Raw genomic sequence first — 1,000 nt, 5'->3', positions numbered from 1 at the left:
GGTCAGGACCTTGTCGTTGTTGCCCTGTTTGAAATTGAGCTTGGGATTGTAGGTGTAGCTCGGGTTCGTGACCACCGCCCTTACTGTATGCATGCCGGACGGGGATGGGTTCTCCTCGCTGCCAATTGTGGCCGGAAAGGCCGCCAGGAGTGAGCCGTCTTCCGCATAGGCGCGAACCTGGCCTTCGGCCTTGTCTACTTCCAGTCTGGCGGCCGTTCCGCGCTTCCCCGAACCTAGATCGGCCACCGAAATCGTTTCTCCCTCGGCGAAGGTCGCGCCAGGATTGAGTGCCTTCAGAAAATCCTCGTCCATGTGGAAACGCTCGGCCATGGCCTCGCTTGGACGGGCGTAGCCGAGGTATTTCATCTCCGCCATTTTGGCGTAGTCTTTCGGAATGGCACCCACCACCGTGGAAAGGTCGTCCGCCGTGACGACGTAGCTGCCGATAACCTGCTTGTCCGCGTCTATGGCGGCGATGACCTTGAGTCCAATCTTTCCGTCGACCGGGAGGCCACGCATCACTTCAAAGGCTGCGATGGCGTGCCGCAGGTTGCCGCCATCAAGACCGTCGATAACTCCTGGCGACGCCCCCGCCCGGTCGAGCAATACCTGCAACCGAACTATGGACGGCGAGGGCGCGTCTGCCGCAGGGGCTTGCGTAAACTCCGTCGAAGGGGCGGCGGCACCGACATTGAACGTGCTGCCGGTGGTCAGCGGATCGATCTTCGAATCGGGGGGCGCATACGTCGGCGAAATTGCATCGAGGGGCGCTGCGTTGACGGTATCGGGGGTAAGCAATGACGCGGCGTGAGCTGGTGAGATGACCAACGTTGCCGTGCCAGCGCCAAGTGCCGTGCTGAAGGTGAGTACAAGTAGACCGAGGCCGCGTCGCATGTGGGGTGTGTCTCCTGGCAGCGAAAAGAGGCCGCAAGCGACATTCTGCCGGATTGGTTACTGGTCTCTTAACATCGATGTCCAATTCAACTCACTGTGCCTGCAG

General features: G+C 60.6%; 1 protein-coding gene. It reads right to left on the bottom strand.

The window, feature by feature from the left end; all coding sequences use genetic code 11:
- A partial coding sequence (locus EN925_RS37285; protein ID WP_164894734.1) for a peptidoglycan-binding protein occupies window positions 1-894 on the bottom strand: 894 nt, incomplete at its 3' end.
- Between the last annotated feature and the right edge of the window lie 106 nt (window positions 895-1,000).

The organism is Mesorhizobium sp. M7A.F.Ca.US.006.04.2.1 (assembly GCF_004022915.1).
GTDB lineage: Bacteria > Pseudomonadota > Alphaproteobacteria > Rhizobiales > Rhizobiaceae > Mesorhizobium > Mesorhizobium ciceri.
This window is presented reverse-complemented; position numbering and strand designations above follow the sequence as displayed.